This window comes from Achromobacter sp. ACM01, assembly GCF_014851745.1.
Classification (GTDB): Bacteria; Pseudomonadota; Gammaproteobacteria; order Burkholderiales; family Burkholderiaceae_B; genus Achromobacter; species Achromobacter aegrifaciens.
In genome coordinates this window covers 73,074-94,559 of sequence record NZ_JACVAF010000009.1, presented here as the reverse complement: position 1 = coordinate 94,559, position 21,486 = coordinate 73,074, and the positions used below count along the sequence as shown (strand labels likewise).

17 protein-coding genes, 1 tRNA gene and 1 pseudogene are annotated in these 21,486 nt (G+C 65.5%); 10 read left to right on the top strand and 9 right to left on the bottom strand.

Translation table 11 applies throughout. The features are described 5' to 3' along the window. Nucleotides 1-9 precede the first annotated feature (9 nt). Nucleotides 10-573, bottom strand: coding sequence for a cysteine hydrolase family protein (locus IB268_RS28885; RefSeq protein WP_054458405.1), 564 nt, complete (start codon nucleotides 571-573; stop codon nucleotides 10-12). Between the two features lie 178 nt (nucleotides 574-751). On the opposite strand from IB268_RS28885, the gene ribD reads away from it, so the two are divergent. Further along, complete coding sequence (gene ribD / locus IB268_RS28880; RefSeq protein ID WP_054458407.1) at nucleotides 752-1,903, top strand: bifunctional diaminohydroxyphosphoribosylaminopyrimidine deaminase/5-amino-6-(5-phosphoribosylamino)uracil reductase RibD; 1,152 nt, start codon at nucleotides 752-754, stop codon at nucleotides 1,901-1,903. Here the strand turns inward: ribD and IB268_RS28875 are convergent. Beyond that, the gene (locus tag IB268_RS28875; protein WP_192355194.1) at nucleotides 1,900-4,380 is read right to left on the bottom strand and encodes a hypothetical protein; all 2,481 of its coding nucleotides are present in this window, start codon (nucleotides 4,378-4,380) and stop codon (nucleotides 1,900-1,902) included. The two genes, ribD and IB268_RS28875, sit on opposite strands and share 4 nt — an antisense overlap. Further along, nucleotides 4,367-5,527 carry a DUF3142 domain-containing protein gene (locus tag IB268_RS28870; protein ID WP_225591523.1) on the bottom strand — a complete coding sequence of 387 codons (1,161 nt, stop codon included), beginning with the start codon at nucleotides 5,525-5,527 and terminating at the stop codon, nucleotides 4,367-4,369. Before IB268_RS28870 ends, IB268_RS28875 begins: the two co-directional genes overlap by 14 nt. Before the next feature lie 232 nt (nucleotides 5,528-5,759). Between IB268_RS28870 and IB268_RS28865 the strand changes: the two genes are divergently transcribed. From IB268_RS28865 to IB268_RS28845, 5 genes are all read left to right on the top strand, one after another. After that, the gene (locus IB268_RS28865) at nucleotides 5,760-5,912 is read left to right on the top strand and encodes a hypothetical protein (RefSeq protein ID WP_156337471.1); all 153 of its coding nucleotides are present in this window, start codon (nucleotides 5,760-5,762) and stop codon (nucleotides 5,910-5,912) included. A gap of 533 nt (nucleotides 5,913-6,445) precedes the next feature. Continuing rightward, complete coding sequence (locus IB268_RS28860) at nucleotides 6,446-8,362, top strand: PrkA family serine protein kinase (protein WP_370127010.1); 1,917 nt, start codon at nucleotides 6,446-6,448, stop codon at nucleotides 8,360-8,362. A 12-nt stretch (nucleotides 8,363-8,374) separates the two neighbouring features. Continuing rightward, complete coding sequence (locus tag IB268_RS28855; protein WP_175161254.1) at nucleotides 8,375-9,634, top strand: YeaH/YhbH family protein; 1,260 nt, start codon at nucleotides 8,375-8,377, stop codon at nucleotides 9,632-9,634. Further along, a complete protein-coding gene (locus IB268_RS28850; protein ID WP_082401331.1) occupies nucleotides 9,631-11,187 on the top strand; it encodes a SpoVR family protein in 1,557 nt (518 codons plus the stop codon). Before IB268_RS28855 ends, IB268_RS28850 begins: the two co-directional genes overlap by 4 nt. Nucleotides 11,188-11,318: 131 nt before the next feature. Then, nucleotides 11,319-11,409: transfer RNA gene (locus IB268_RS28845), tRNA-Ser, on the top strand. 129 nt (nucleotides 11,410-11,538) lie between these two features. Here IB268_RS28845 and IB268_RS28840 read toward each other — a convergent pair. The 3 genes from IB268_RS28840 to IB268_RS28830 all read right to left on the bottom strand — a co-directional run bounded on the left by IB268_RS28840 (nucleotide 11,539) and on the right by IB268_RS28830 (nucleotide 15,926). Further along, nucleotides 11,539-13,410: a PhoX family phosphatase gene (locus tag IB268_RS28840; RefSeq protein ID WP_054458417.1), complete on the bottom strand. Its 1,872-nt coding sequence runs from the start codon at nucleotides 13,408-13,410 to the stop codon at nucleotides 11,539-11,541. 182 nt (nucleotides 13,411-13,592) lie between these two features. Then, entirely contained in the window at nucleotides 13,593-14,873 is a 1,281-nt protein-coding gene (locus tag IB268_RS28835) for a hypothetical protein (RefSeq protein WP_192355193.1), read from the bottom strand. A 63-nt stretch (nucleotides 14,874-14,936) separates the two neighbouring features. Further along, nucleotides 14,937-15,926, bottom strand: a complete 990-nt coding sequence (locus IB268_RS28830) for a tripartite tricarboxylate transporter substrate binding protein (RefSeq protein ID WP_192355192.1) — start codon at nucleotides 15,924-15,926, stop codon at nucleotides 14,937-14,939. A gap of 139 nt (nucleotides 15,927-16,065) precedes the next feature. On the opposite strand from IB268_RS28830, the gene IB268_RS28825 reads away from it, so the two are divergent. Beyond that, the gene (locus IB268_RS28825; RefSeq protein WP_054458422.1) at nucleotides 16,066-16,971 is read left to right on the top strand and encodes a LysR substrate-binding domain-containing protein; all 906 of its coding nucleotides are present in this window, start codon (nucleotides 16,066-16,068) and stop codon (nucleotides 16,969-16,971) included. 52 nt (nucleotides 16,972-17,023) lie between these two features. On the opposite strand, the gene IB268_RS28820 is transcribed toward IB268_RS28825, so the two are convergent. Next, nucleotides 17,024-17,251: a hypothetical protein gene (locus IB268_RS28820; protein WP_054458424.1), complete on the bottom strand. Its 228-nt coding sequence runs from the start codon at nucleotides 17,249-17,251 to the stop codon at nucleotides 17,024-17,026. 199 nt (nucleotides 17,252-17,450) lie between these two features. On the opposite strand from IB268_RS28820, the gene IB268_RS28815 reads away from it, so the two are divergent. Beyond that, the gene (locus tag IB268_RS28815; protein ID WP_054458550.1) at nucleotides 17,451-18,380 is read left to right on the top strand and encodes a hypothetical protein; all 930 of its coding nucleotides are present in this window, start codon (nucleotides 17,451-17,453) and stop codon (nucleotides 18,378-18,380) included. 44 nt (nucleotides 18,381-18,424) lie between these two features. Here the strand turns inward: IB268_RS28815 and IB268_RS28810 are convergent. Beyond that, nucleotides 18,425-18,571: pseudogene (locus IB268_RS28810) on the bottom strand (type II toxin-antitoxin system RelE/ParE family toxin); the annotation flags it as partial. Nucleotides 18,572-18,805: 234 nt separating this feature from the next. Between IB268_RS28810 and nadC the strand changes: the two are divergent. Next, complete coding sequence (gene nadC / locus IB268_RS28805; protein ID WP_119450693.1) at nucleotides 18,806-19,690, top strand: carboxylating nicotinate-nucleotide diphosphorylase; 885 nt, start codon at nucleotides 18,806-18,808, stop codon at nucleotides 19,688-19,690. Nucleotides 19,691-19,766: 76 nt separating this feature from the next. Continuing rightward, nucleotides 19,767-20,753, top strand: coding sequence for a tripartite tricarboxylate transporter substrate binding protein (locus IB268_RS28800; protein ID WP_054458428.1), 987 nt, complete (start codon nucleotides 19,767-19,769; stop codon nucleotides 20,751-20,753). Between the two features lie 22 nt (nucleotides 20,754-20,775). Here IB268_RS28800 and IB268_RS28795 read toward each other — a convergent pair whose 3' ends face one another. Further along, nucleotides 20,776-21,459, bottom strand: coding sequence for a tellurite resistance TerB family protein (locus tag IB268_RS28795; protein ID WP_054458430.1), 684 nt, complete (start codon nucleotides 21,457-21,459; stop codon nucleotides 20,776-20,778). Nucleotides 21,460-21,486 lie beyond the last annotated feature (27 nt).

Below are 21,486 nucleotides of genomic sequence, written 5' to 3'. Positions count from 1 at the left end.
CCGCCAGTGTCAGGCCGCCAGCGCGTCGGCGGCGCGTGCGATGCGGGCAAAACGCCCTTGCAGCACCAGCTCGGTCCGGTCGCGGATCTCGGCCGGCGTGTAATGCTGGCCGGACGGGCTCTGCATGGCAAAGGTCAGGGTGGCGTCCGTGGGGAACACCACCTTGTAGCCGGCGTCGCTGGCGTGGCGCGAGGTGGTTTCGCAGCACTGTTCGGTGCGGATGCCGCTGACGATGATGCCTTCGATGCCGTGCTTCACCAGCCAGTCCTGCAGGCTGGCGCCGTCCGCGTCTTTGGCGTAGAGCGAGGAATGCACGGTCTTGTGGAACACGGCGGTGGGCTCGATGCGCAGTTCCTTGAGCGTCTTGACGTGGCCGGAGGCCATCGAGAAGGGGTTGGCGGGGTCGTTCGACACGCTGGTGTGGAACACCTGCAGTACCGGAATGTCGCGGGCCTGGGCGGCGTCGATCAGGGATTGGATCTGTTCCACGAACGCCGGGTACTCGGCTTCATCCCAAAACGGACGTTGCCGGAAAGAGTCTTGTACGTCGATGACGATCAGTGCTTGTTTCATGGATCGCGCTCCTGGAGGGCGAATTTTAGGGGTGTGCAGCTATTTTTACTGCAATCCGGCGCGGCGGCGAGTGCGGCGAAAGACGGCCATCGGCCTAAAACGGACATTGGCCGCCGCTGTCCCGTGGACCCGCTGCCGGACCGCCTGCCCGCCCTGCGGCGGACATACAATCCTGGACATGATGATTCCCAGCGACAACGACGACATTTTCTGGATGCGCCGCGCCCTGGCGTTGGCGCAGACCGTCATGTACTCCACCGCACCCAACCCCCGGGTCGGCTGCGTGATCGTGCGCGGCGGACAGGTGCTGGGCGAAGGCGCCACGCAGCCGCCGGGCGGCCCGCACGCGGAAGTCTGCGCCTTGCGCGACGTCCAGGCGCGCGGCGAATCCGTGGAAGGCGCCACGCTTTACGTCACCCTGGAACCCTGCAGCCATTTCGGCCGCACGCCGCCCTGCGTGGACGCTGTGCTTGCGGCCCGGCCGGCGCGGGTCGTGGTGGCCATCGGCGACCCCAATCCGCTGGTCAATGGGCAAGGGCTGGCGCGTCTGCGCGATGCCGGGATCGCGGTGACCACGGGCGTTTGCCGCGCGGAGGCGCTGGCCATCAACGCGGGTTTCATCTCGCGCATGAGCCGCGGCCTGCCGTGGGTGTGGATGAAGATGGCGGCCTCGCTGGACGGGCGCAGCGCGCTGCATAACGGCGTCTCGCAATGGATCACCGGACCCGAGGCTCGCGCCGACGGACACCGCTGGCGCGCCCGCGCCTGCGTGGTGCTGACCGGCATGGGCACCGTGCTGAAAGACGATCCGCAGCTCAATGTCAGAGGCGTGGACACGCCCCGCCAGCCGCGCAAGGCGGTAGTGGACGGCCGTTTTGAAATCCCCGAGGACGCGCGGTTGTTCGATGGCGCCGAGGTCATCATCTTCACGGCTCGCGAAGATGCCGCCAAGGCCGCGCGCCTGCAGGCCAGGAACGCCCGCGTGGTGCTGCTGCCGGGCGAGGCGCCGGGCCGGGTCGATCTGCCGGCGATGATGCGCTGGCTGGCGCAGGAACAGTTCAACGAGGTCCACGTCGAAGCCGGCGCGGGCCTGAGCGGCGCGCTGGTCGCCGCGGGCTGCGTGGATGAACTGCTGCTGTACCTGGCGCCGGTGCTGCTGGGCGACGCCGCCGGCATGGTCCGCCTGCCCATGCTGGAGCACCTGGACGGCGCCCGCCGCTATGAATTCATCGAGACCGCGCCGGTGGGCGCAGATCTGCGCGTGCGCGCCCGGGTGGCCGACACCTGGAATCAGCTGACGCGGCGGGTGGAGCTGCCTGAGCTGTCTTAGGCGCGGCGCCGGCCCGTGCGCGCCGCGGTGTAGCGCCAGGCCAGGATCGTGGCAGCGCCGCCGGCCAGGGCCAACAACGCGGCCGCCAGCAGCAGGCCGGGATGGTCGCGGCGCAGACGTTCCCACGATTTTCCGGCCTGCGTGTAATGGAACCAGGCAGCCGCCTGGAAATCGGGCGCGGCGCATTCGCGGCCGAAAGAGCCGCTGAACGGCACCTGCGCGCCGTGTTCTATATAGCGGCGGTAGATCGTGGCGGCCAGTTCCGGGGAGTCGTCGATGATGTAGCGGGCGCCCTGGCACAGCACGGCGGCGTAGGCTTGCGAGCGGCGTGGCAGCTCGTCGGACGCGCGCAGCGCATGATTGGCCGCGATCTCGCGGTAGTGGAAGCGGGTGTAGGGCTGCGCTTCGCTGGCGGCATAGCGACGGCGTTCCTCTTCGGTGACAAACGGGCCCGGCAGCGCGGCGGCGGCACGCAAGGCCGGCGTGTCGGGCGTTCCGGCATCGTCATCCTCAGCCTTCCGGCCTGGGACCGCGCTGCGTCCCGCGCCATAACTGGTGTTGCCGCCATAGACCGCAAAATCCGGCTCCTGTTCGTAGCCCATGATCTCCATCCCGTCGCGCCGCGCCAGCCGCGAAGCTTCGTACCAGGCTTGCGCCCGTGATGTGCGGCCCCAGGCGCTCCCGGCACGGCGCAAGGCCGCGCCATACTCCGCGGCGAGCCGGCGGGTTTCCTGCAGACGCACTTCCCACTTGCCGTCGACGCTTTCCAGCGTGGCGTAGCGGGCGTCCGAATCGGCGGGGAAATAGGGCAGCGCCAGCTCGATCGAACCTTCGCGCACCATCCGGCGCGCCAGCAGCAGGCGCAGGCGATCGGATGCGGTAATGGGATGCTGCCTTACCCAGTCGTAGAAATTCTGCGGATCGCGCGGCACGGACCTTGCCGGCGCCGGAGTGGCGGGCGCATGCCGGTCCACATAGGACTTGAGTTCGGCGGTGGTCAGCACGCGCTCAGCGACGTAGGCAGCGTCATTCCAGTACGGGGTGGATAACCAGAAGCCTCCGGCCGGATTGGCCGGATCGTCCTTCACGGTGGCGTGCAGTAGTTGATCCAGCGCCTCGACATACTGGCCGCGCGACAGCGTCAACACGCCTTGTTCGCCCAGCAGGCGCGCCGCGCCGACAGCCTCCAGGCTGCCGTCGGCGCGCGGAAACGCGCGTGCAGCCTGGGCATAGGCCTGGGCCGCCGCCTGCGTATCGCCTTGCCGCAGCGCCAGCTTGGCGCGGACCCACCAGGCCAAGGCCGTGTCCAGCCGCGCGGCCAACGTCTGCGCCAGCTCGTAGCGGCCGATGCGGTAGGCCAGCGCGGCTACGCGGTCGGCGTCCGGCACCTGCTTCAGGTCCTGGGTTTCCAATGCCGCAACCAGCGATTGCAGCGCCGGATTGGGTGTGACGTCATGCCCTTGCGCCGCATCGGCCAACCCCACCTGGCCAGTCGTATCGTAGGCGGCGTACGGATCGCTGGCGCTGTCCGGCCTGCCATCGACGATGTCGCCGACCCTGGCCAGCGCGTAGGCCACCAGCAGGCGTTGCGCGACTGGATCGTCGATCAGGCGGCGCGTGCGCGCCGGATCTTCCAAGGCCCATTCGGCCAGCATGCGCAGCGATGCATTGCCGCTCGCGGAGTCGCGCGCGGCCTGTTCGGCATAGAGGCGCAGCGCATGCTTTAGCGAGGCCGCGGGAATGGCGTCCATGCAGGGCTCGGCATTGACCAGCTCCATATAGCTGCATTGCCCCTGCGGCCCGGCGAGGAACAGGCGCGCCTCCTGGCCGTAGCTGGCAACGGCCAGGCCCAGCGGGTCCGGCGCGCCGTCGCGCGCCAGTTGCCGCACGCGGCCATAGGCTTGTGCCGCAGCCTGCCGCTGCGCCTCGGCGTCGTCAGTGGCTAACTCTGTCTCGTCCCCGATTTCTGCCAGCATATAGGCGGCCCAGACGCTGCGTGGCGCGGCCTGCTGCGCCGGCAACTGGAGAATGGCGCGGTAGCGGGCGCGCGCCTGCTCCAGCAGGCGGTCGGTGTCCGGCGCTTCGCGGGCGGCATGGGTGTCGACCGCGGCCGCGGCGTAAAGACGCACCGCTTCCGGCAAATCGGCGCCCAGCGCATAGGCCCGGTCGCCATCGGCCTGCGCGCGCATGGCGCGAGCCGTGGTCCGCTGCGCCGGCGTGAGCGCGGGATCGCGGTCTTCCGGCAGGGCGTTTTGCAGGTAGCTGCCGTCCGGCAATTCATAGGCTTCGCGGGCTCGCAGCGCATCGCTGGCGTCCACGAGGCGCGCGGTTTCATAGCTGAAAGCGTTGGCCGGCGTCGCACGCAGCGTAGCCGCGCGGTCGTCGAGCAGCTGGGCGGGGAACTCCGGCCCGCAGGCGATGACGATACCGGCTCCCGTCAGGAGCAGCAGCGCCGCAAGCGATTTACGGTTGTACATGGAAGCTCGTGGGCCCGTTTTCACAGCGTATCCAGCCTATGTTGCGTTGGCCGCCGGCATGCAGCAGGCCATTCTGGGAGCGGCGCAGGAAGGCGCCGCTGGAATCATGTTCGAGGGTATAGCCATTGATGCCGTCGGCCGCGCGGCAAGCGCCTTGCCAGCGGATCGCGAAGGGCAGGGCTGCGTCGGCATTGCCGCCGTTGGCCAGAATCAGGTCTTGCGCGCCGCTGCCGCCTGCTGCGCGCGCCGTGACGGACAGCGCCGGCGACAGGGGCTGGCGCGTCAGTACGGCGCGCCAGGTGGCCAGGCTCCAGGCGCGTTCGTCGCGCGCGGTGGGCAGGCGGAACCAGACGATGCCCGCCAGTCCGCGCGGACGGGCGCGGTGGATCTCATCGATGAAAGCCGCCATGGCTGCCGGGGTGGCCACCAGTTCGCTGGCGCGGCCGCCCGGCAGCAGGGCGGGGCGTTCGCTTTCGACCGCGGCGATGCTGCCGTCGTCGTTCCAGCTTACGCGGCTGCCATAGGTGGCCAACGCCACGCGCCATGGCCGCTGGGTGCGGTCCGCGAACGCCGCCAGCCAGGCGCTTGCGCGCCTGGCATTGAACAGCCCCTGTTCGGGACTCAGCACGGCGTGGACCTGCAACACGGCTTCATCGGGAATCCGCAACAGCGCGTCGAGCCCGGCGCCGCCCAGCCATGTCGGCAGCGCGGTTATCGACAAAGGCAGATCCGGTCCCAGGCCCTGCTTCAAGGTCTCCAGGAACGTCGCATAGGCGGGCAACTTGGAGGTTGGGCAGTCGTAGTCGATTTCGATGCCGGCCAAGCCGATACCCGCGCTTTCCCATGCGCCGCGCGCGGCGTTGATCCGCGCAAGCACTTCCGCGGCGGGCAGCGCATCGGCGCGACCGTCCAGGCGGAAAACCATGATGACGGGACGTTTGGCCGCGGCCAGTGCGGCCAGATCGGGCGCAGCAGTGAACCACCTGCCATCCGGGTTCATTTCCGCTATCAGCACGCGCCATGCCCGCACCACGTCGGCACTGTCGGCCAGCGCCTGGCTGACCGGCGGCGTCCAGACGCGTTGCCAGACATAGGCGTCGGCCGGCAGATCCGCCTGCTTGCCGCAAGCGGCCAGAAGCAGCAGCAAGACGCTGCAAAGCACTGCGCGACAGCGTTTGACGAGGACCTTCATGCGGCGGGTCAAAAATCGGAAAATTATGATGTGGCGATGGCGATGGGCGGACGACAGGAAGCGAACCAAATGCGCGGCGCGTTTCGAATGCGTGATTCTATCGCCGCCGCAAGGGGTATTAGCACTCTGCGTTCGCGGCTGCCAATCGCGCAGACCTCCGTAATCCGTGGCTTGCAGGCGATTCGCGATGCGCCAGCGCTATCGATATGCCATCAAGTTTGCGCAGGTTTGCGTGGTTGCAGCGCGTGTCTATTGCATGAATTTGAAAGCGCGCGACACGACTATTTTTGGCCTTGCGTTAAATGAATTGCCACAAAAACGTCAATTGGCTTTAGCATAGGCACATGACTTGGCGCCACGCACTGATGGACTACACCGTGCAATGCCACGCGCCCTCGTCACCACGGATCCTCGTGCAGCGTCATCGGTGCTTTTCACAACCGGACCTGCACGCTGCTGAACGAAGACGCTACGCGCCGTTCAGACCGTCCGCTGCCATCGCACAGCGGGCGCATCGGGTTTATGCCCGCATCATAAAAATCCCTGGGACATCGCTCTTCCCTTCAAATCATTGCTGAGCATTTCATGTGCGGATGCATCATGCACGCACGCATACAGCGATATGCTGAAGTCGAACGAGTGAACTTATTCACTTAAGTTGCATTCCCTGACGGAACTTGCATCCGAAGAGTGCAGCCTAACTGGAAAGGGCCTGATCATGCCTTTGGTTGATGTGTGGCGAAAGCAACATACCATCCGGCCGACAGTGCTTATCGCGAGATTGTCTAGTAATGCGCGAGCGCTGAGGCACAATGGGGGCAGGTAGGGACGTATTGGATTTTTCGCGTGTTGTAGGAGGTTTCCGTGCAAAACATCGTCGAAGGCTTCAAGTCGCAGTATGCAAGAGAGCAGGAATCGGAACTCTCTCTCGAGGAGTACCTCAACCTCGCCAAAAGCGATCCCATGGCGTACGCCAGCCCCGCAGAACGCATGCTGGCGGCAATAGGCGAACCCGAAGTCGTGGATACGCGCAACGACCCACGTCTTTCCCGTTTGTTTTCCAACCGGACCATCCGACGCTATCCGGCGTTCCAGGAGTTCTACGGCATGGAGGACGTGATCGGACAGATCGTCGCGTTCTTCAAGCACGCCGCGCAGGGACTGGAAGAGCGCAAGCAAATCCTCTATCTGCTGGGTCCGGTGGGCGGCGGCAAGTCGTCCATCGCGGAGCGGCTCAAGTCGCTGATGGAGGCCTATCCCATCTACGCCCTGAAGGGGTCGCCGGTCAACGAATCGCCGCTCGGACTGTTCCACCCGGAACGTTTCGGCGACACGCTTGAAAAGGAATACGGCATCCCGCGGCGCTACCTGAGCGGCATCATGTCCCCCTGGGCCGTGAAGCGCCTGAAGGAGTTCGACGGCGACATCTCGAAGTTCCGCGTCGTGCGCCTGAACCCGTCGGTGCTGCGCCAGATCGCCATCGCCAAGACTGAACCTGGCGACGAGAACAACCAGGACATTTCGTCGCTGGTGGGCAAGGTCGACATCCGCATGCTCGACCGCCACTCGCAGGACGATCCGGATGCCTACAGCTACTCTGGCGGGCTGTGCCTGGCCAACCAGGGGCTGCTTGAATTCGTCGAGATGTTCAAGGCCCCGATCAAGATGCTGCACCCCTTGCTGACGGCAACCCAGGAAGGCAACTTCAAGGGCACCGAAGGCTTTTCCGCGATCCCGTTCAACGGCGCCATTCTGGCCCACTCGAACGAATCGGAATGGCAGACCTTCCGCAACAACAAGCACAACGAGGCGTTCCTCGACCGTATCTACATCGTCAAGGTGCCTTACTGCCTGCAGGTGTCGGAAGAGGTCCGCATCTACGAAAAGCTGCTGCACCACAGTTCGCTGTCGGCGGCGCCATGCGCCCCGGGAACGTTGGACATGATGGCGCAGTTCTCGGTCCTGACGCGCCTGAAGGAACCCGAAAATTCCAGCATCTATTCGAAGCTGCGCGTCTACGACGGCGAAAGCCTGAAGGACGTGGATCCCAAGGCCAAGGCCCTGCAGGAATACAAGGACTATGCCGGCACAGATGAAGGCATGACCGGGGTGTCGACGCGTTTCGCGTACAAGATCCTGTCCAGCGTCTTCAACTACGACCAGACCGAAGTCGCCGCCAACCCGGTGCACCTGATGTACGTGCTCGAGCAGCGGATCGGCCGCGAAGACTACCCCGAGGAAATCCGCCGGCGCTATCTTGAATTCATCAAGGGCTACCTGGCGCCGCGCTACGCGGAATTCATCGGCAAGGAAATCCAGACCGCCTACCTCGAGTCCTATTCGGAATACGGCCAGAACATCTTCGACCGCTACGTGACCTTTGCCGACTGCTGGATCCAGGACGAGGAATTCCGCGACCCGGAAACCGGCGAAAGCTTCGACCGCAGCGCGCTCAACGACGAACTGGAAAAGATCGAGAAGCCGGCCGGCATCGCCAACCCGAAGGACTTCCGCAACGAGATCGTCAACTTCGTGCTGCGGGCGCGCGCCAACAACAACGGCCGCAACCCGACCTGGACCAGCTATGAAAAGCTGCGCGAAGTGATCGAGAAGAAGATGTTCTCGAACACCGAAGACCTGTTGCCGGTGATCTCGTTTAACGCCAAGGCGTCGGCCGAGGACAAGTCCAAGCACCAGAGTTTCGTGGATCGCATGGTTGAAAAGGGCTACACGGAAAAGCAGGTAAGACTGCTGTGCGAGTGGTATCTCCGTGTGAGGAAGTCTTCCTGAGCGAGGTGAATCATGAATTCACTCATCGATCGCCGTCTTAACGGGCGCAATAAAAGCGCCGTCAACCGGGAGCGTTTTCTCCGGCGTTATAAGAACCAGATCCGCAAGGCGGTACATGGGATGATCCGCGACCGCTCCATCCAGGACATGGATCAGGGCGGCGAGATCAACCTGCCCGCCCGCGACATCTCCGAGCCGACCTTCCATCACGGCCAGGGCGGCGACCGCGAGATCGTGCACCCCGGCAACCGCGAGTTTGCCAAGGGAGACACGTTCGACCGGCCGCAAGGCGGGCAGGGGGAAGGCGGCTCCGAGCCGGGCGAAGGCGAATCGGTCGACCAGTTCACCTTCAGCCTGTCGCGGGCGGAATTCCTGAACCTGTTCTTCGAGGACCTGGAACTGCCGCACATGGCGCGCACGCAGCTGGGCGAGGTCAGTCAGAAGAAATGGCAGCGCGCCGGCTACACGACCACGGGCTCGCCCAGCATGCTGAGCATCAGCCGCACGCTCAAGTCCTCGCTGGCGCGCCGCGTGTCGCTCGGCGTGAAGGCGCGCGCCGATCTGGAGGATGCCGAGGAGCGCCTGGCCAAGGCGCTGGAAGCGGGCGCTCCCCCCGACGAGATCAAGGCGCTGGAGCAGGACGTCGAAGGTTGCCGCGAACGCCTGGCCCGCGTGCCTTTCCTGGACGACCTGGACCTGCGCTACCGCAACCGGGTGTCGGTGGCCATCCCGATGGCGCGCGCCGTCATGTTCTGCCTGATGGACGTGTCGGGCTCCATGGACGAAAACAAGAAGGACCTGGCCAAGCGCTTCTTTTCGCTGCTTTACCTGTTCCTGTCGCGCAAGTACGAACACGTGGACCTGGTCTTCATCCGCCACACCGACAACGCCGAGGAAGTCGACGAACATACCTTCTTCTACGATCCCAAGAGCGGCGGCACCATCGTGCTGTCGGCGCTGGAACTGATGCGCGAGATCCTGGAGAAGCGCTATCCGCCGACCGCCTGGAACGTGTACGCGGCGCAGGCCAGCGACGGCGACTCGTTCGGCGCCGACGCGGGCAAGAGCGCGCGCTTCCTGGCCGAACATCTGCTGCCGGCCACGCGCTACTTTGCCTACATCGAAGTGCCCGACTCGCAGGAGGCGCGCAAGAGCAGCCTGTGGGCGGAATATGAACAGAAACTGGAGCCGCATTTCGTCATGCGGCGCATCTGCGAACGCGGCGAGATCTTCCCCGTGTTCCATGACCTGTTCAAAAAGGAAACCGCATGAATGCCATCGTGGGAGCGCTCGTGGAACCGGAGGCCGCCGGCAGCGCCCGGCCCATCTCCCAGGGTTCCGAATGGACCTTCGAACTGATCCAGTCCTATGACGACGCGATCTCCAAGGTCGCCGCCGAATACGGACTGGACACGTACCCGAACCAGATCGAGGTAATCACCTCGGAACAGATGCTGGATGCCTATGCGTCGGCCGGTCTGCCTATCGGCTATCCGCACTGGTCGTACGGCAAGGAATTCATCCGCAACGAGCAGTTCTACCGCCGCGGCATGCAGGGGCTGGCGTACGAGATCGTCATCAACTCCAACCCTTGCATCTCCTATCTCATGGAAGAGAACTCCATGACGATGCAGGCGCTGGTGATCGCCCACGCCTGTTACGGCCACAACTCGTTCTTCAAGGGCAATTACCTGTTCCGGCAATGGACCGATGCCGACGGTGTGCTGGACTACCTGGTCTTCGCGCGCAAATACGTCATGTCCTGCGAGGACCGCTATGGCATCGACGCGGTGGAATCCTTGCTCGATTCCTGCCACGCGCTCTCGCACCACGGCGTGGACCGCTACAAGCGCCCCACGCCCATTTCCTACAAGGAAGAGGCCGCGCGCCAGGCTGAACGCCAGGAGCATGCCCGGCTGCAGTACAACGACCTGTGGCGTACCCTGCCGCGCCTGGAGGCCGACAAGGACACCCACGTCGAGGCCTCGGTGTTTCCGCCGGAGCCCGAAGAGAACCTGCTGTACTTCATCGAGAAGTATTCGCCCAAGCTCGCGCCGTGGCAGAAGGAACTGGTGCGCATCGTCCGCAAGGTCGCGCAATACTTCTATCCGCAGACCCAGACCAAGGTCATGAACGAAGGCTGGGCCACGTTCTGGCACTACACCATCCTGAACCGGCTGCATGAAAAAGGCCTGGTCAACGACGGCTTCATGATGGAGTTCCTGCAAAGCCACACCAACGTGGTCAGCCAGCGCGGCTTCGACGAACGCGGCTACGGCGGCATCAACCCCTATGCGCTGGGCTTCGCGATGATGTCCGACATCCGCCGCATCTGCGAGGCGCCGACGGCCGAGGACCGGCGCTGGTTCCCCGACATCGCCGGCGGCGACTGGCTGAAGACGCTGGACTTCGCCATGCGCAACTTCAAGGACGAATCCTTCATCTCGCAGTACCTGTCGCCCCGCCTGATCCGCGAGTTCCGTTTCTTCGCGATCTCCGACCACCAGGCCAACCCCAAGCTCGAAGTCGCCGCCATCCACGACGACGAAGGCTACCGCGACATCCGCCGCCTGCTGGCTGCGCAACACAACCGCGACAACATGGTGCCGGACATCCAGGTGGTCCGCTTCAACCGCGACTCCGACCGTTCGCTGGTGCTGCGCCACCTGAAGAGCCGCGGCCGCCCGCTGGCGGGCGAGGACGCCGAACAGGTGATGAAGCACCTGGCCCGACTGTGGGGTTTCAGGGTGCGGCTGGAAGAGACCGAGCCGGACGGCACCGTCAGCTCCTACCGGGAACAGGACCCGCCGGCATCAGCCTCCTAGTGGTCGGCCAAAGCAGGGGACGCCGTTGGCGTCCCCTTTTCTTTGTCCGCTTGTCGGCGTTGTGCGAAATCTGCTAGAATCGCGGATTCGCATTTTCTGCAGCGGCTTGCCCGCAGCGAAAATCGCAGATAGGACAGGTGGCCGAGTGGTTGAAGGCGCACGCCTGGAAAGCGTGTATACGTCAAAAGCGTATCGGGGGTTCGAATCCCCCTCTGTCCGCCAGGATTCGCACTGCAAAGCAGTACACAAAAAACCCGCAAGCGCTCAAGCCTTGCGGGTTTTTTGCATTTTCGCGGCATAAAAAAACGCCGCCCGGCGTAATTTGCCGGGCGGCGTCTTGGACCGGAACGCTTACGCGCCCACCGGTTTCCCATCAGTGCGCCGCACCACCACCGTAGCCGAGCGCGCATCGCCGCCGCCTGCGCGCAACGTGTTCCACGTCTGATCCGGGTGCTGGATGTTGATGAAGAACGTGGTCAGGTCCGGCGTGTAGGCGATGCCGGTGATTTCGCAGCCCAGCGGGCCGACCAGGAAGCGCTTGGATTCGCCGGTCTTCTGGTCGATGTAGTACATCGAGTTGTTGCCGAAGAAGTCCGTGGTCGAGGCGCTGGTGCCGGCGTCGGTCTGGACCCACAGGCGGCCCTTGGGGTCGACGCGGATGCCGTCGGGGCTGGAGAAGGTGTCGCCGTTGACGTTGCCCGTCAGGTTGGCGGCCACGCCGTCGGCCTTGTCGCGGCCGGCCAGCAGCAGCAGGTCCCACTCGAAGGTGGTGGCCAGGGGCGAGTCGCCGCGCTCGTGCCAGCGGATGATGTGGCCGTGCGAGTTGTTGACGCGCGGGTTGGCGGCGCTGGTGCGCTTGCGGCTGCCGTTGTTGGTCAGCGTGCAGTACACGGTCTTGTCCACGCCCACCGTGATCCATTCCGGGCGGTCCATCAGCGTGGCGCCGGCGACGCGGGCGGCGGCGCCGGTGTTGACCAGCACGTCGGCCTGCGTATTGAAGTTGACGAGCTTGCCGGTGATCACGGTGCCGCTGGCGACCTGCGTGAAGTTGCCGGGATCGGTGGCGCCGGCGGTCAGGTTGTTCTTGCCCACGGTCAGTTCGACCCAGTTGCCGCTGCCGTCGTCATTGAAGCGCGCGGCGTACAGAGTGCCTTCGTCCAGCAGGCCCATGTTGGCGGCGCGGTTGGCGGGATCGTACGGCTTGCTCGGCACGAACTTGTAGATGCAGCCAGGCGTGGTGTCGTCGCCCATGTAGAAAGCAACACGGTTGTTCTCGTCCAGCATGAAGGCCGTGTTTTCATGGCTGAAGCGGCCCATCGCGGTGCGCTTGACGGCGGTCGAATCCGGGTTCTGGGGATCGATTTCCACCACCCAGCCATAGCCTTCGTCGGCCGGCTTGCCGGCGTCGCCGGTCTTGTAGTGGTAGTTGTTGAGCGTTTCTTCGCAGGTCAGGTAGGTGCCCCAGGGCGTGTCGCCGCTGGAACAGTTGTTCAGCGTGCCGACGACGGTGTCGCCCACGACGGACTTGGCCGGGCCGCTGACGTTGTAGACGGTGTTGCCGGTGTAGCGCTTGTTGTAGCGCGAGTCGGTCTTGACGGTCCAGGCGCCGTTGGCGCCGCGGGCGATTTCGATGACGGACACGCCGACGTTGGACAGGCGGGTTTTCACGCCTTCGACGCTCTGGTCCAGGGTCTCGTCGTCCAGCGCTTCATGGTTCAGCACCAGCAGGCCGCCCTGGTTGGGGTCCACGCCGGGCAGGGCATAGAAGTGCATGCCATCGTGCTGGCCGCCGGATTGGGTTTCCGTGGCGGGATAGGACTGCGGCACGCCGGCGTAGCCAGCCGAGCCGATCATGCACTTGTCGCCGGCGGAGTAGAGCACTTCGGCCACGTAGCCTGCGGGAACCGTGACGGTGTCGGCGACGATCTTGTCGGCCAGCGGGGTGAACGTGACGGAATAGTCGGGGCCGGGGGGCGGCTTGGTGCCGCCTTCGCCCGGCTCGTTGCCGGAGGTGTCGTCGTCGTCATCGTCGCTGCCGCCACAGGCGGTCAGCAGGGTCGATGCGCCGAACACGGACAGCATTGACAGGCCGAAGCTGTTCTTCAGCAAAGTGCGGCGCTGGGGATTCGCGGCGACGATTTCGTCGAACATCTGCCCGGGAACGGTGACTTCGTCTTGGGCTTCGCGATAGGGGGCGCGCAATTTATCAGTCAAGTAAGACATTCCAACCTCATAGTGTCGCGATCGAGTCGCTCAATTGTTTGTAAGCAAAACGAAAGCGAGGTTAAAGGTCGGTCGTTACAACGGGGTGACGATAGTGTGAAGTCCTTATGGTTAAGTGGGTAGTCCGCCGCCTGACCGAGTCCGTGATCGGAATTCCGGTTGAGGCGGCGGCGTTGCGATTGTCAGTCTTGCGGCCCGACGATGGGCGTGACGTCCAGCACATACATCTGCCGCTCGCCTTCGTGCACGGAGTCGATGCAGACCTGCGTGCCGTCGCGGCTCCAGCGCGGATGCAGGTCGCAGCGGTTTTCCTTGGACAGATTGGGATCGGCGTAGAAGCTGCCCAGCGAATGGCGCAGGCCGGTCTGCATGTCGTAGAGGAACAGGATGCGCTCGTGCGTGGTCGAGTCCGGATAGGTGTCACTGAGCAGCCAGCGCGTGTTCACGGGAGAGTAGGTCATGTGGCCGTTCTCCGTCAGCACGCCGTCGCCCACGACCTGGACCGCGCCGCCGGGCGCATCGCGGTAGAGGTGGTAGTGGATGCTGCCGTCATGCGGGCCCCAAACGATGATGGTCTGGTCGTCGCGCCACAGCGGGTGCGAGATCTGGTATTCGGATTTCTCGTAGTCGAACGTGCCGACCGCGCCGGGATCGAAGTCGTCGGCCAGTTGCGGCAGCGGATGGTCGGAGCATTCCAGCAGGCGCATGTCGCTGCCGTCGGCGTTCATGGTGATCAGCCGGTGCAGAAAGCAGGTCTCGTCCTTGACGCGTTCGGTCCAGCGGTGCAGGAACAGGATGCGGGAGGACGAAGGATTGATCTCGATATGGCTGACCCAGTGGATGGCGCGCTCCATCGAGTCGCGCGGATGGAAGTTGCGCAGGTCGGCGTAGCTGACCAGCAGGCGGTGCGCGCCGCTTTCCAGGTCCATGCTGTGGATGCCGTCGTCGGCTGGGGCGTAGTCCACGGGGCCGGGCGCGTGTTCGCTGTAGCCGATGGTCTCGTGCGTGATGTAGAGGCGGCGGTAATCCACGCAGAGCGCGTAGCGGCTGTTGGGCGCGGCCACGTAGATGGGCAGCGGCAGGTGGCGCGTCTGGCCGGTGGCGACGTTGTGGACCGCGGAGCGGAAGCCCGGATAGAAGCCGCTGTCGTCGTCGCGGCGGCAGTTGTAGATCATCTGCGGCTCGGACTCGCCGTCCAGCCATTGCAGTTGGCAGCCCATCTGCCAGTTCCAGGCCGTGGTGCTGCCCACGGCGTGGTAGCGGTCGCCGTCCTGGAGATCGAAGTAACCCACCTCGGCGCTCAACTCGGGCGTGAGCCGCGCGTCCTTGAACGGCGTGCGGTTGGCCAGCAGATAGCGGCCGTCGCGATGCCAGACGGTTTTGTTGTAGTAGCCGAAGAAATGATGGTGCGGCGTGGCGCCCAGGCGGCGGCAGGCGATGGGCGTGGCGAGCATGCGGTTCATGGATGGCAGGGCAAAGAGGAAGTCGGAAAGAAAAAAGGGCGGCGCAGGCGCCGCCCCGGGCGTTCAGCCCGCAGTGATGTGTTCGGTTTCGATGACCTTGTTCCAGCGGGCGCGTTCGCGTTCGACGAAGGCGCGCGCGTCGGCGGGGCTGTTGCCCACAGGAGTCATGCCCAGGCGCTCCAGGCCTTCGCGGAATGCCGGGTCGGCGTAGACGCGGCGCAGGTCGGCGCTGATCTTTTCGATCAGCGCGTCCGGTACGTCCTTGCTGGCGGCCAGCGTGGTCCAGGACGTCACGGTCAGGCCGGGCAGGCCTGCTTCGGCGGCGGTGGGGACGTCGGGCAGGGCTGGCGAGCGCGTGGCGCCGGTGATGGCCAGCGCCTTCAGCTTCTTGGCCTGGATGTAGCCGATGGTGGTGGGCACGTTCTCGAACAGCAACTGGATCTGGCCGCCCAGCAGGTCGTTGGTGGCGGCCGAGCTGCCGCGGTACGGGATGTGCACGATGGGCGCCTGCGCGGCCATCTTGTAGAGCTCGCCCACCATGTGCACGGACGAGCCCACGCCGGCCGAGCCGAAGTGCAGCGTTTCCGGCTTGGCCTTTGCCAGCGCGGTGAGTTCGGCCAGGGTGTTGGCTTCCAGCGCGGGGTTGGCCACCACCACGTGCGGCATCTCGGCCACGATGGTGATCAGCTTCAGATCGCGGGCGGGTTGGTAGTTGAGGTTCTTGTAGACCCCGTAGGTGGCATGCAGGCCGATGGAGCCCAGCAGCAGCGTATAGCCGTCCGGCCCCGAGTCGGCGACGAACTTGCCGCCGATGTGCCCGCCCGCGCCGGGGCGGTTTTCCACCACTACCGACTGGCCGTAGAGCTTGCCCAGGTGTTCGGCCAACAGCCGTCCCTGGATATCGGAGCTGCCGCCCGCGGTGAAGGGCACGATGATGCGCACCGGGCGGTCGGGATAGTTGGCTTGCGCGTGCGCGGCCAGCGGCAGGGAGGCTGCCGTCAGGCTCAGGCACAGCGTTTGCAGGAGTTGGCGCCAGGAGCGGCGGAGGTTCATGTGGTTTCCCCTGGAAGGTTGGGTAGTGCGGGGGCGCATCTGGCGGCGCCCTTGGGAAAACCAGTGTAGGAGTCCTCATGTATTTGAAAAAATTCTTTTTTCAACATAGGCTATGCAAGTTTGCTATACATTGCCCGCCATGAGCCGACCCCTGAATTTCCGCCAGATCGAAGCCTTCCATGCGGTCATGCTGGCCGGCACCACTACCGGCGCGGCGCAGATGCTGCGCACCACCCAGCCCTCGGTCAGCCGGCTGCTGGCGCAGGTGCAGCAGGCCAGCGGCCTGAAGCTGTTCGACATGGAGCGCGGCCGCTTGCGGCCCACGCGCGAGGCCAAGGATCTGTTCGATACCGTGCAGCGGCACTTCGTGGGGCTGGAGCGCATCGAGGACCGCGTTGCTGCGATGCGGCGCAGCGGCAGCGGCGTGCTGCGGCTGGCCTGCACCCCGGCGCTGGGCCTGGGCGTGCTGCCCGGCGCGATCGAGACCTTCGCGCAGCGCTATCCCGAGGTCCACATCAACATGCAGACCGTGGGCAGCCAGTATCTGCGGGAAGGGTTGCTGCACGGCACCTACGACCTGGTGGTGACTACGGCGCCCATGGACGGCGCACAGCTGGAAATGCAGGCCTTGCACGAAAGCGCGGCGGTTTGCGTGATGCGGCCCGACCATCCGCTGGCCGCGCAGCCGTCCGTCGACATCATGGACCTGGACGGGCGCCGTCTGCTGGTGCTGAACGCGGATGACGACGTCTATCTGCAGCTGCGCGGCGCGATGCAGGAACATCAGGCGCAGCCCGCCTCGGAAATCGAGACCACCTATTCATCCACCATCTGCGCGCTGGCTGCCGCCGGCAGCGGCCTGGGCGTGGTCAATCCCTACATCGCCGCGGTGTTCGCGGACCGTTTGGCGATACGGCCGTTCACGCCGCGCCTGCCGGTGCGCGTCAGCATGGCTTACCCCGCGCAGACCGCGCCGTCGTCGGTGACCGAGGCCTTCGTGGAGATCCTGGCGCGCGGTTTCCAGGCGCAGCCGGACGCGACCTGAGCGCGGCAGGGGCCGCGCTCGGGCTCGCGTATCATCTGGCCATCGCGTCGGCTCAGCTCTTGCGGTTTTCGTAAGACGTATCCAGCACGTCATCTTCCGGGGTGATGATGCCGGGTTCGCCAGGTTCCGCCATGGCGCGTCCGCGCCTTGGCATGCCGGCGACCTCTTTGCTGTGGTCCGCCATCGGCAGGATTTCGGTGCCTTTGCGCGGGTCGACGGCGACGGGTTGTTCCGTTTCAGCGGCCTTGGCCGCCTGCGGATCGGGGGCGGTTTTCAACATGATGTCTGCTCCGCTTGCGGGCGTCCCGGGATGGCGACGCGCCTGGTTGCCACTTCCATCTTAGGGCCGTGCGGCCGGCTGGGAGCAGGAATGCCTGTCACGTTTGCAAGGGGCTGTTGCAGGAGCCCGACCCTTATAATTTCCGACGCCTCGCGGCTTGCCGCAAGCCGCCCGGTTTCTCACTTTCCATACGCCTACCTTGACTGAATCCGTCGAACGCTCCGTCCATGCTGAACTCGTTGCCGTGCTGGTCGCCGTCACCAACGGCGAGCCGCGGGTGCTGACGACCGACGATGCGCGCGCCTTGCCGGCCGGTCCCTTCAAGCTGTCGCACCGTTCGCTGCAGGCCGGGCTGCGCGCCTGGGTGGAGGAGCAGACCCATCACCCGCTGGGTTACGTGGAGCAGCTCTACACCTTCGCCGACGGCGACCGCTCCGATGAATCGGGCGCGCGTGTGATGTCGGTCAGCTACCTGGGCCTGACGCGCGAGGCGGGCGAGACCGGCGTGGCGCAAGTCGGCTGGCAGGATTGGTACCGCTACTTCCCTTGGGAAGACCAGCGCACGGGCACGCCCGCGCTGGTGGAAGAAATAATCGTCCCGCGTCTGGCCGCCTGGTGCGAAGACAGTAGCGATGCGGCCGTGCGCATGCGCCGCCGCCAACGCGCCGCTATCACCTTCGGACTGGACGGCTCGCCCTGGAACGAGGACATGGTGCTGCAGCGCTACGAGCTGCTGTTCGAAGCGGGGCTGGTGCCCGAAGCGGCCCGGCGCGGGGGCAAGGGCGCCGTGGTGCCGGGCGAACCCATGCGCCACGACCACCGTCGCATCCTGGCCACCGGCATCGCGCGGCTGCGCGCCAAGATCAAGTACCGCCCCGTGGTGTTCGAGTTGATGCCCGCGCAGTTCACCCTGCTGCAATTGCAGTTGGCCGTGGAGGCGCTGGCCGGGCGCGGCCTGCACAAGCAGAATTTCCGCCGCCTCATCGAGCAGCAGGCGCTGGTCGAAGAGACGGGCGAAATGGCCACGGGCACGGCCGGCAGGCCGGCCAAGCTGTTCCGTTTTCGTCGTGACGTGCTGCTGGAGCGCGCTATTGCAGGGAGCAAGTTGCCGCTGTCTCGGGCGATGTGACGTTGAGATGCATCACGCTTGAGAGTCCAAGTCACCCAAGAGTTTTAGCGGTTCTCGCGGGTGTGCCACAGCCGCAGCACGTGGACAACCGCATCCTGGTTTTCGTAGCGAATCTCGTACTCTCCAACCAGGATTCTTCTCACCTCTCGTGGTTCGAATTGGAACAGTTGTTCGCCAATACGCGGGTTGGTCTAAGAACTTGATCTTGCCCTGCTCCTGGCGACGCCGTGATCAGCGCGAGGCAGATTTCGGACTCGATGACACGCTAATGATCTCGAAATAATCACAGTGATTAAGATTTAATCGATCACACAAGCTATTTCAAACTGGACGGAAAATGGCTGACGCTTGACAAGCCTTATGCTCGTCTCTAGCATAAGTGGTGCGCAATCTCCGCGCCTTTTTTTAATTGGTAAATACTCAAAATGAGCATTAAAGCCGAAGCGCCTATGACCATCGCCCGACTGCCCGTTCCCCCTCTGCCGGAAGTCATGCTGGAGCCGCTGGTGCGCGCGGCCTTGCTCGAGGACCTGGGACGCGCCGGGGACCTGACCACCGACGCCATCGTGCCCGCCGACGCCACGGCGCAGACCCGTCTGGTCGCGCGCCAGGAAGGCGTGCTGGCCGGGCTGGACCTGGCCCGCCTGGCGTTTCGCGCCATGGACCCGGGCATCAAGTTCGACGTTGCGCTGCGCGACGGCAGCGAATTGCAGCCAGGCGCGGAAATCGCCCGCATCAGCGGTAACGCCCGCGCCATGCTGACGGCTGAGCGCGTAGCGCTGAACTTCCTGTGCCATCTGAGCGGCGTGGCCAGCGCCACTGCGTCCATCGCCCGCGCCATCGAAGGCTACGGCGCCCGCGTTACCTGCACCCGCAAGACCATGCCGGGCCTGCGCGCCGTGCAGAAGTACGCGGTGCGTGTCGGCGGCGGCAGCAATCACCGCCACGGCCTGGACGACGCGGTACTGATTAAGGACAACCACATCGCGCTGGCGGGCGGGGTCGCGACGGCGGTCGAGCGGGCGCGCGCCGGCATCGGCCACATGGTCAAGATCGAACTGGAAGTGGACACGCTGGAGCAGTTGGAAACGGCGCTGTCCCTGGGCGTGGATGTGGTGCTGCTGGACAACATGAGCCTGGACGATCTGCGCCGCGCCGTGGCCATGGCGCGCGGCCGGGCCATCACCGAGGCTTCGGGGCGCATCACGCCCGAAACCGCCGCGGCGGTGGCGGCCACCGGGGTGGACCAGATCGCGGTGGGCTGGATCACCCATAGCGCCAAGGTGCTCGACATTGGCCTGGACGCCTGACCTTCCGCCGGCCGCCGGCCGGCATTGCCCATGCCCCCGCGCGCATGCCGCGCAGGGACGCTTGCAAGCCCGCATCATGAATCGCCTGCTTAGCTCTGTTCTCGCATTCCTGGTTTTGCCCCTGGCCGCCTGCGGCAATTCACCCTCGGGCGAAGCGCCCAAGGACGCCGCTTATCCTTCGCACCCCATCACCATCGTGGTGACATTTCCGCCGGGTGGCGGCACCGACCTGCTGGCGCGCCGCATCGGCGCCAGCCTGCAGGAGCAGTTCGGCATGGCGGTGGTGGTGGAAAACCGTCCTGGGGCCAGCGGCAACATCGGCGCGCGCGCCGTGGCCGAAGCGCCTGCCGACGGCCATACGCTGCTGATGGTCAATAGTTCCTTCGCGATCAATCCGGGGGTCTACAGCAATCTGGGCTTCTCGCCCAAGCAGGATTTTGCGGCGGTCATCAACGTGGCCTTCGTGCCGTCGGTGTATGTGGTGCCGGCGGTTTCGCCCTGGCGCAGCCTGGACGATGCGCTGGCCGCCGCCACGCCGGACCGCCCGCTGCCGTTCGCGTCCTGCGGCAACGGCACGCCGCAACACCTGGCCGGCGAGATGCTGTCGCGCGCCACCGGCGCACCTTTGCAGCACGTGCCTTACAAAGGTTGCGGACCGGCGCTCACCGACGTGACCGCCGGCCAGGTTGGAATGGGCGTGGTCACCGCGTCCAGCGCCGCGCCTTTGATTGCGGCCGGCAAGTTGCGGGCGCTGGCCGTGACCTCGCCGGCGCGCTCGCCGCTGTTGCCGTCGGTGCCGACGGTGGCCGAGCAGGGCGTGCCCGGCTACGCGCTGGACCAGTGGCATGGCCTGCTGGCGCCGGCGGCCACGCCGCCCGCGGTGGTGGCCAAGTTGAATGCGGCAGTGGCGAAGATCGTCCAGCGCCCCGAGGTGCAGGCGGCGCTGCGCGAACAGGGCTTTACGCCCGCCAGCAGCACCCCGCGTGAATTCCAGGCCATGATCGACGCGGATATTGACCGATATACCGCCCTGACGCAGGCGATCGGCTTGCGCGCCGACTGAGCCGGGCGCAGGCCGGCCGGACTCAGGCCGCGGCGGCGGCCCGGGCGTGCTGTTCCAGCTGTTCCTTCAGGCCCGGCTGCAACTTGAGCTGGCGCGCCAGTTCGTCCAGATAGGCGCGTTCCATATAGCTTTCCTCATCCACCACCAGCAGGCTGGCCAGGTACATCTCGGCCGCCATTTCCGGCGTTTGCGCGGCTTGCGCGATCACGGACGGATCCAGGGGGCGCGACAGTTCGGCTTCAAGCCAGCGGCGGTCTTGCGCGTCCGACGACAGCTTGGATAGTTCAGTTTCGAGCAGTGCGCGTTCTTCCGGGCCGATGTGGCCATCGGCCTTGGCCGCGCCGATCATGGCGGTCAGCACCGCCGTGCTGTGCTGCTCGGCCTGGGGCGCGGGCAGGCGGTCCAGCGTCTGCGGGGGAGCGGCCGGCGCGCCAGCCTGGCTGCGTTGCCAGTCGCCATAGGCGCGATAGGCCAGGGCGCCCAGCGCCGCCATGCCGCCGTACATGGCAACCTTGCCGCCGATCTTGCGGGCCTTCTTGCTGCCCAGCAGCAGTCCGAGCGCGCCCGCGCCCAACGCGCCGCCGCCCAGGCCGGTCAGGAAGGACGAACCCTTGCCGCCCGTGGCGTTCTGCACGCGATTGGTGGTGTCCGACAGCAGCCCTTGCCCGGACTGCAGCAGTTGATCGAGAAGTTGTCTGGCGCTCATGCGGCCCCCTTTAAAGTTTGCTCAGGT

What these genes read in the sequence shown, in the direction of transcription:
- ribD (WP_054458407.1), top strand. Translation starts at nt 752, where the DNA reads ATGATGATTCCCAGCGACAACGACGACATTTTCTGGATGCGCCGCGCC.
- IB268_RS28835 (WP_192355193.1), bottom strand. Translation starts at nt 14,873, where the DNA reads ATGAACCGCATGCTCGCCACGCCCATCGCCTGCCGCCGCCTGGGCGCC.
- IB268_RS28840 (WP_054458417.1), bottom strand. Translation starts at nt 13,410, where the DNA reads ATGTCTTACTTGACTGATAAATTGCGCGCCCCCTATCGCGAAGCCCAA.
- IB268_RS28850 (WP_082401331.1), top strand. Translation starts at nt 9,631, where the DNA reads ATGAATGCCATCGTGGGAGCGCTCGTGGAACCGGAGGCCGCCGGCAGC.
- IB268_RS28875 (WP_192355194.1), bottom strand. Translation starts at nt 4,380, where the DNA reads ATGTACAACCGTAAATCGCTTGCGGCGCTGCTGCTCCTGACGGGAGCC.
- nadC (WP_119450693.1), top strand. Translation starts at nt 18,806, where the DNA reads ATGAGCATTAAAGCCGAAGCGCCTATGACCATCGCCCGACTGCCCGTT.
- IB268_RS28865 (WP_156337471.1), top strand. Translation starts at nt 5,760, where the DNA reads ATGCGCCAGCGCTATCGATATGCCATCAAGTTTGCGCAGGTTTGCGTG.
- IB268_RS28800 (WP_054458428.1), top strand. Translation starts at nt 19,767, where the DNA reads ATGAATCGCCTGCTTAGCTCTGTTCTCGCATTCCTGGTTTTGCCCCTG.
- IB268_RS28885 (WP_054458405.1), bottom strand. Translation starts at nt 573, where the DNA reads ATGAAACAAGCACTGATCGTCATCGACGTACAAGACTCTTTCCGGCAA.
- IB268_RS28795 (WP_054458430.1), bottom strand. Translation starts at nt 21,459, where the DNA reads ATGAGCGCCAGACAACTTCTCGATCAACTGCTGCAGTCCGGGCAAGGG.
- IB268_RS28825 (WP_054458422.1), top strand. Translation starts at nt 16,066, where the DNA reads ATGAGCCGACCCCTGAATTTCCGCCAGATCGAAGCCTTCCATGCGGTC.
- IB268_RS28855 (WP_175161254.1), top strand. Translation starts at nt 8,375, where the DNA reads ATGAATTCACTCATCGATCGCCGTCTTAACGGGCGCAATAAAAGCGCC.
- IB268_RS28830 (WP_192355192.1), bottom strand. Translation starts at nt 15,926, where the DNA reads ATGAACCTCCGCCGCTCCTGGCGCCAACTCCTGCAAACGCTGTGCCTG.
- IB268_RS28820 (WP_054458424.1), bottom strand. Translation starts at nt 17,251, where the DNA reads ATGTTGAAAACCGCCCCCGATCCGCAGGCGGCCAAGGCCGCTGAAACG.